The 7,660-nt window shown below is 41.1% G+C and carries 7 protein-coding genes; 5 read left to right on the top strand and 2 right to left on the bottom strand.

Features of this window, described 5'->3' with window-relative positions; all coding sequences use genetic code 11:
* The 5 genes from AB5H98_RS12080 to nrdR all read left to right on the top strand — a co-directional run.
* Nucleotides 1-1,085, top strand: a 1,085-nt coding sequence (locus AB5H98_RS12080; protein ID WP_367926147.1) for a uracil-xanthine permease family protein, incomplete at its 5' end; no start/stop codon positions are given.
* Between the two features lie 242 nt (nucleotides 1,086-1,327).
* Entirely contained in the window at nucleotides 1,328-2,590 is a 1,263-nt protein-coding gene (locus tag AB5H98_RS12075; RefSeq protein WP_367926146.1) for an aminotransferase class I/II-fold pyridoxal phosphate-dependent enzyme, read from the top strand.
* Nucleotides 2,591-2,629: 39 nt separating this feature from the next.
* Nucleotides 2,630-5,023, top strand: a complete 2,394-nt coding sequence (gene secF, locus AB5H98_RS12070; RefSeq protein WP_367926145.1) for a protein translocase subunit SecF — start codon at nucleotides 2,630-2,632, stop codon at nucleotides 5,021-5,023.
* Nucleotides 5,024-5,180: 157 nt separating this feature from the next.
* Nucleotides 5,181-5,912 carry a sugar phosphate isomerase/epimerase family protein gene (locus AB5H98_RS12065; protein WP_367926144.1) on the top strand — a complete coding sequence of 244 codons (732 nt, stop codon included), beginning with the start codon at nucleotides 5,181-5,183 and terminating at the stop codon, nucleotides 5,910-5,912.
* Between the two features lie 22 nt (nucleotides 5,913-5,934).
* Complete coding sequence (gene nrdR, locus AB5H98_RS12060; protein ID WP_367926143.1) at nucleotides 5,935-6,405, top strand: transcriptional regulator NrdR; 471 nt, start codon at nucleotides 5,935-5,937, stop codon at nucleotides 6,403-6,405.
* Nucleotides 6,406-6,444: 39 nt separating this feature from the next.
* Here nrdR and AB5H98_RS12055 read toward each other — a convergent pair whose 3' ends face one another.
* Both AB5H98_RS12055 and AB5H98_RS12050 read right to left on the bottom strand, forming a co-directional pair.
* Nucleotides 6,445-6,816, bottom strand: a complete 372-nt coding sequence (locus AB5H98_RS12055; RefSeq protein ID WP_367926142.1) for a DUF4363 family protein — start codon at nucleotides 6,814-6,816, stop codon at nucleotides 6,445-6,447.
* Nucleotides 6,813-7,505 (bottom strand): DUF421 domain-containing protein, encoded by a 693-nt coding sequence (locus AB5H98_RS12050; protein ID WP_367926141.1) that lies wholly within the window; start codon nucleotides 7,503-7,505, stop codon nucleotides 6,813-6,815. Before AB5H98_RS12050 ends, AB5H98_RS12055 begins: the two co-directional genes overlap by 4 nt.
* Nucleotides 7,506-7,660 lie beyond the last annotated feature (155 nt).

Below are 7,660 nucleotides of genomic sequence, written 5' to 3'. Positions count from 1 at the left end.
CATTTTTAGGTGGTTTTTCGGCGGTAGCTCCTCGCTTAGCGGATGGAAGTGCAAATGTGGAACTGCTGCCGTATGCTTGCGGTGGTGTTGTTGTATCGGGACTTATTTATGTGATTCTCGCTGCGCTGATTAAAGTTTTTGGTGTGAGAAAGATTATGCGCTTTTTCCCGCCAGTTGTCACAGGACCCATTATTATTTCGATTGGGTTGATTTTGGCTCCCACAGCTATATCTAATTGTGCCGAAAATTGGCTTTTGGCATTTGTGGCCCTTGTGATTATTATCGTCTGTAACATTTGGGGACGCGGAATGGTAAAGATTTTGCCCATTCTCATTGGTGTTATAGGTTCTTATATTGTTGCACTTGTACTCGGCGAGGTCGACTTTACGGCAATCAATGAGGCTTCCGTAGTCGGCATTGCTCTACATCCATCATCCTTTGCTAAGTTCAGCATTAGTGCGTGTATTACGATTGCACCGATTGCTCTTGCGACGATGATGGAGCACATCGGCGATATTGCTGCTATTAGCGCTACAGCGCAAAAAAATTATTTAGCGGATCCGGGATTACATAGAACGCTTCTTGGTGATGGTTTGGCAACGAGTTTGGCTGGAATTTTTGGCGGCCCCGCCAATACCACTTATGGCGAAAATACAGGTGTTTTGGCATTGACGAAGGTCTATGATCCGAAGGTAATGCGAATTGCTGCGGTTTTTGCAATCGCTCTTTCGTTCTTCCCGAAAGTTGGTGCAGCTATTCAAACGATTCCAACTGCAATCATTGGCGGTATTTCTTTTGTACTGTATGGTATGATTTCTGCGGTTGGTGTGCGGAATATTGTTGAGAATCGAGTGGACTTTACCAATTCTCGCAATTTAATTATCGCCGCGGTTATTTTAGTAAGTGCTTTAGGCTTCAATTCTGTTGGTGGTATCAACATTCCTGTGTTCGGTTTGACAATTAATTTGTCCGGTTTGGCAATTGCGGCCATTGTCGGAATTGTTCTGAATGCAATTTTGCCAGGAAATGATTATGAATTTGGCAAGGATTTAGACGGAGATACATCGGTTGGTTTCCGTGTTTAAATTTACATTTTAAAGAAACAGGGCTTTCCTTCAAAAAATAGGAAAGCCCTGTTGTGCTATGATGAAGTTTATCCATTGCGGTTTGCTCATTAGAATTTCTAGCGGTAAAAAACCGCTCAGAACTTGTAACTTCGTTGTAATTATATTATAATATAAACTTGTGTAAGTCCAATGTGATGGACAACTGTACCTAAGGGGAAAGGGGTACAGGTTTATGATTATTTTGGAGAGGGGTAAGGCATGTGACAAACTATTTTGCCATGGACCGAAAACAATTAGAGAATGAGTACCAGTTGTTAAAAAAGGTTTATGCGGATTATCAGGCCAAAGGATTAAAATTGGATATGTCTAGAGGCAAACCATCGCCGGAGCAGCTTGATTTATCCATGGAAATGCTTTCAATCACTGATTATATCGGAGAGACTGGTATTGACTCGCGAAACTATGGGAATCTAGAGGGAATGCCAGAGGCACGCAAATTCTTTGCGCAGGTTTTAGGTGCCGCTCCAGAAGAAGTCATTGTCGGAGGAAACTCCAGTTTGAATATGATGTACTATTTGGTGGAGCTTGGTTGGAGAAGTGGCTTTGTAGACAGTCCGCGTGCATGGAATGCGGGAAAGCCCAAATTTATATGTCCTTGTCCTGGATATGATAGACACTTCCGCGTAACGGAATACTTTGGCTTTGAGCTGATCTCGGTACCGATGTTGCCGAGCGGTCCGGATATGGATTTAGTGGAAGAAATCGTCAAAGATGAAGAAGTAAAAGGAATTTGGTGTGTTCCTTTGTATTCTAATCCGGACGGATATTCTTATAGTGATGAAACCGTACAGCGTCTTGCGGCCATGAAAACCGCAGCACCTGATTTTAAAATTTTTTGGGACAATGCCTATTGCGTGCATCATGTAACGGATACACCGGATCGGGTTTTAAACATTCTTGACGAATGCCGCAAAACCGGCTTTGAGGATCGCCCATTGATGTTTTGTTCATTGAGCAAAGTGACATTCCCAGGGGCGAGTGTGGCGGCAATGGCTGCTAGCAAGAAAAATATTGAGTATATTCTGAAGAATATGTTTTCCATGATTATTAGTTATGATAAATTCAATCAGTTGCGTCATGTGAAATTTCTGAAGGATATGCGTGGCCTTGCAGAGCACATGGAAAAACATCGACAGATTATTGAGCCCAAATTTAAGATGGTTCTTTCCATTTTTGAGAAAGAATTATCCGATTATTCTGATCTTGCACATTGGACGAAACCTAACGGCGGATATTTTATTAGTCTATATACAAAAGGTGTCGCCAAGCGTACCGTTCAGTTGTGTAAAGATGCGGGCGTAGTTTTGACCGGGGCAGGAGCAGCTTATCCGTACGGTATTGACCCGGAAGATACCAATATTCGTATTGCGCCCACCTATCCGCCTCTACATGAGTTGGAAATCGCAACTCATCTTTTATGTGTAGCGGTAAAAATGGCAACCGTAGAAAAACTGCTGGCTTAAAAAGGCAGTTTTCGATAAAATCTTTTCTGGAGGAACACCATGAAAACAAAAGGCAGACCTTGGCATTTTTTTGTTGTGGCTGTTCTGATCGTCGTATTTGCGTTTACGGCATTTTTTGGCGTCAGCACACAATATGGCGACACAACAAAAATTTGGATTAAAGGTGCACAAAACATTCGTTTCGGCATTGATATTCGCGGTGGTGTGGATGTTACATTCATGCCTGCTGACGGTTACGATGCCACAGATGAGCAGATGGACGCAGCTAAAGCCATCGTGGAACAACGTCTGGTAAATCTGAATATCACGGATAACGAAGTATATGCGGACTATGACAAAGACCGCATTATTGTTCGTTTCCCGTGGAAAGAAGATGAAACAGAGTTTAATCCCGAAAGCGCCATTCAGGAGATTGGTGCCACTGCAAGGCTTACATTCCGAGAGGGAAAAGAAGTTGATTCGGATGGTAAACCTACTGGCGTAACAGCAGAAAATATCATTTTGGAAGGTTCCGATATTAAAAGTGCTACCGCCGGGGTAGATGGGAATCGCGACAGTTCAACTTATGGCGAATATTATGTTGCACTGGAATTGAACGACTCTGGAAAGGATAAATTTGCAGAGGCTACCAAGCGTTTGTCCGAGGAAAGTCCAAAGGGAACAATTTCAATTTGGATGGACGATACGATGATTTCGTATCCGCAGGTGCAAACGGCTATCACCGACGGAAGAGCTCAGATTTCCTTAAATGGCTCGGACGAGGAGACTCGCCAACAAGCAATCACCTTGGCCAATCAGATCAATTCTGGCTCACTGCCCTTTGCATTAACTGCAGAGACATATAGTACCATTAGTCCCAGCTTAGGCGCTAACTCACTGGATGCTATGGTTTTGGCCGGAGTGATAGCTTTTATTCTGGTTGTTTTGTTTATGATTTTCAACTACCGTTTGCCGGGATTTGTTGCATCCATTGCTTTGCTTGGGCAAACTGCTATGACCTTGGCTTTTGTGTCCGGTTATTTCTCTGTGCTGAACAGCTTTACACTCACACTCCCTGGTATTGCAGGTATTATTCTTGCAATTGGTATGGGCGTTGACGCAAATGTTATTACTGCGGAACGAATCAAAGAAGAAATTCGCAGAGGAAAGAGTATTGAAGGCGCATTGCGCGCAGGTTTTGATCGTGGATTGACGCCCATCATTGATGGAAACGTCACGGTTATTATCGTAGCGGTTATGCTCATGGGAGCCTTTGGCCCGACAGATAGCTTCTTTGCAAAGCTGTTAAGACCAATTTTCTTTGCGTTTGGTCCATCCACGGCTGGAACAATTTATTCTTTCGGTTATACATTGTTGATCGGCGTTTTGTTGAACTTCGTATTTGGAGTTATTTCCACACGCGTCATGCTCAAAGGAATCTCAAAGTTGAAATTCCTGCGCAATCCGGTTTTGTATGGAGCGTTGAAGCCAGGGGCGCCTGAGAAACCCAAAAAAGAAATCAACATCGTTGGAAACCGTAAAAAGTTTTTTGCTTTTTCCAGTGCTCTTTTGATTGTAATTGTCGTTTTCAGCTTAGTATTTGGGGTGAAAATGGATATTCAATTCAAGGGCGGTGCCATGATTACTTATAGCTACACTGGCGAAGTAGACATGAACACTGTGAAAAAGGATGTACAGGATATTCTGGGGTCTTCTGTGACTTTACAGAGTGGAAGCAGTATTGCTTCTGATTCACAAACCTTGACGATTACTCTGCCAGGAACCGAGACGGTTGAAACAGAGACAGTTGAGGCCTTGAGTGCAAAATTGGATTCCAATTATCCAGACAATGCTTTTGAACAGCTCTCGATGAGTAATGTTGACCCGACTATTGGTGGAGAGTTCTTCGCGAAAAGCTTAGTTGGAATTGCAGCAGCGGCGGTTTTGATTTTGATTTATATTTCCATTCGCTTCAAAAAGCTTGGCGGTTGGAGAGGCGCTTCAATGGCAATTGTAGCATTGCTGAATGATATGATTGTTATCTTCGGCATTTTCGCGATTTTCCGTATTCCTCTCAACGGAAACTTTATTGCAGCTATGCTTACCATTCTGGGTTATTCCATTAATGATACGGTTGTTATTTATGACCGAATTCGTGAAGACCGCAGTTTGAGTAGTCATAAGCATGTTGATTTCGCAGCACTTGTGAATACAGGCATCAATAAGAGTTTACGGCGTACAATTAATACGACGTTGTCCACTTTGCTTGCATTGGGAAGTGTCTGCGTAATTTCGGTCATTTTTGGATTGGACAGTATCTTTACTTTTGCGTTCCCCTTAATGATCGGTATGGTATCCGGTGTATACAGTTCAGTGTGCATTGCAGGACCTCTGTGGGTTGAGTGGGAATCCCGTCGTAAAAAAGGAACGAAAAAGAAGAAAGCAACTGCATAAACAAATAGAAAAAGGCGAGCTTAGGCTCGCCTTTTTCTATTGCAAATAAATGTACTTTGTGTAATAATATTACTAAATGTAAATGAGGTGCATTTTCATGAAATGCGGATTGTCTACGGCCTGTTTTTATCCGATGAAAACGGACGAGGCGCTACAATTGATTTGTGATCAAAAGGTACCGAGTGTAGAGATTTTTCTAAATAGTTTTTGTGAATTGGAAGATGATTATCTAACTCTTTTAAAGCAAATATTATCACGTAACGGAACACGAGTGTGCGCAATTCATCCTTTTACGTCCATGATGGAACCTTTTTTCTTTTCTTCAATGTACGATGCGCGCTTTTGGGATGGTGTTGAACTTTATAAAAAGTATTTTCATGCTTGTAGCTTTTTAGAGGCGCCTATTTTGGTGTTTCATGGAGATTATAAAAACACAACGTATTCTTTTGAACGTTATTGTAAAAATTATAGTATTTTAAGAAAAATAGGGAGAGAATATGGTGTTTCCCTATGTCAAGAAAATGTTGTTCGGTGCAAATCGGGCGATCCAGACATGCTTTTGCAGTTAAGGCAAAATACGGACGATGATGTAGAGTTCGTTTTCGATTTAAAGCAGGCTCGGCGTGCCAATATTTCTTTTTCAAAATTTTGGAGTGTGATGGATGGAAAGATACGCCATTTGCATTTGAGCGATTATGCATTGTCGTGTGACTGCCTTCCGCCAGGAACAGGATTAGAAAATTGGAAGGAAATTTTTCAGACGGTGAATATGGAGCGTGTTAGCATGGTCATCGAGTTATATCGAGATGGATTTGAAACTATAGACCAGCTAATAAAAGCAACGTCTTTTGTCAACGAATTTGGCTGTGTTAAAACGCCAGTGAAATAGCGAAAGGGGAAGGCAAAGAGATATGAGGTGTCCTTATTGCGGTGAGATTGAATCAAAGGTGATTGACTCCAGACCTGCGGATGACGGAGAACGTATTCGCCGACGCAGAGAGTGCTTGTCTTGTGCAAAACGTTTTACTACATATGAAATTGTAGAAACTGTTCCACTTATGGTAATTAAAAAGGACAAGTCTCGCGAGGCATTTGACAGACAAAAACTTTTGAATGGCTTAATGCGTGCATGCGAAAAACGACCGGTAACTTATAAAATGCTTGAGACAGCAGTAGATAATATTGAACAGGAGTTGCTAAATTCTTATGAGAGAGAAGTAACTTCTATCCATATTGGAGAACTGGCTATGCAGGAATTAAAACAAATCGATGAGGTTGCATATGTCCGCTTTGCTTCTGTCTATCGACAATTCAGTGATATTAATACCTTTATGGATGAGTTGAAAGATCTTTTAAATAAGCGTTCACAAAAAAGAGAATAGTAAAAAGGCCTCTTTCCACATGCTGGGAAAGAGGCTTTTTTATACAATGGCTGTGAATAGGTGTTCCATCATGAACATTTGCTCTGTAACTTTGTCAATTTCACTATATAAGTCGGAGATGGACGATGCATTGATATAGGCTTTTAGACCATGCAAATTTACTGCGATAGATAGTACGGTTTCTCGTTTAATAAAGAATTCCAAAAAATGTTGCTGTTCTTTGTAGTATTCAATAAGTTTGCAAAGCTTTTGAGATGCACATGAGTAATCCTGTTCGGAAACAGTAGCGCGTATTGCGGATAATTCATCACATACGTTTGAAGTAATCTTTTGAATTTGGATATGACTGAATATCGTTAATAGAAATGTCAAAAACAAAATAAGATAAGCTGCAAACAATCGGCGATTCATGGACTTTCCTCCTTAGAGGACTGTTTGGGAATAAAGGTTATGTGTCCTGCGTCGTCACACAAGAAAACTAAAATATCTTGAGGTTCAAGTTTGTGTGCTTCACATTGCTTTTGTAACCACTTTTTATTCAGTCCCAGAATGGATAAATTTTCTATTAAAATTGCACCATCCACAATAAGAGGCAGAGATGGTTGTTGTGCGGCAGGAGATTTTTGCCCAAGTTGGCTATTGGTAGGAGTTTCATATTCGAATTTTTTTTGTACGCTGATACTTCCGTTGGTTTCGACCATAGCAAAAGAAACTTGCTCTAGTTCAAAAATATCTTTTCCCCGTAGGGCTTCTAATAAATCTTCCGCGGAAAAGCGAAGTTCTTTCAACATATGCTGGTCAATAACGCCGTTTTGGATAATGATTTTTGGGGAACCCGCGACCATTCTAGCCATTCGATGGGAACGAACACACCAAGAGGAGATTAAAATTTCAAGACTCACAATCAGAAAGACAGGGATGATACTACTGACCAAGGGAAGTTCAGGAGATTCAATCGAAATTGAAGCAAGATTTGATATTAAAATGGTCGATACTAATTCAGAAGGCTGTAATTCTCCCAATTGCTTTTTCCCCATAAGGCGCATAGCAAAAATAATTAGAATGTAGATTAAAAAAGTACGTAGAACCAGAAGTAACAATTAAACCACCTCCATCTTCAATATTGCCGAATGTGATTAAAACCATACATTTGACGGGAATACTAGATGGGGGGAGATAATAATGGAACAGCAGCATCTGAAAAAGGATCTTCTCGAAAATAAGCTTCTTTTAAAAGGCTTGTTTGGAAATGCCA

This window comes from uncultured Ruthenibacterium sp., from assembly GCF_963558415.1.
GTDB lineage: Bacteria > Bacillota > Clostridia > Oscillospirales > Ruminococcaceae > Ruthenibacterium.
This window is presented reverse-complemented; position numbering and strand designations above follow the sequence as displayed.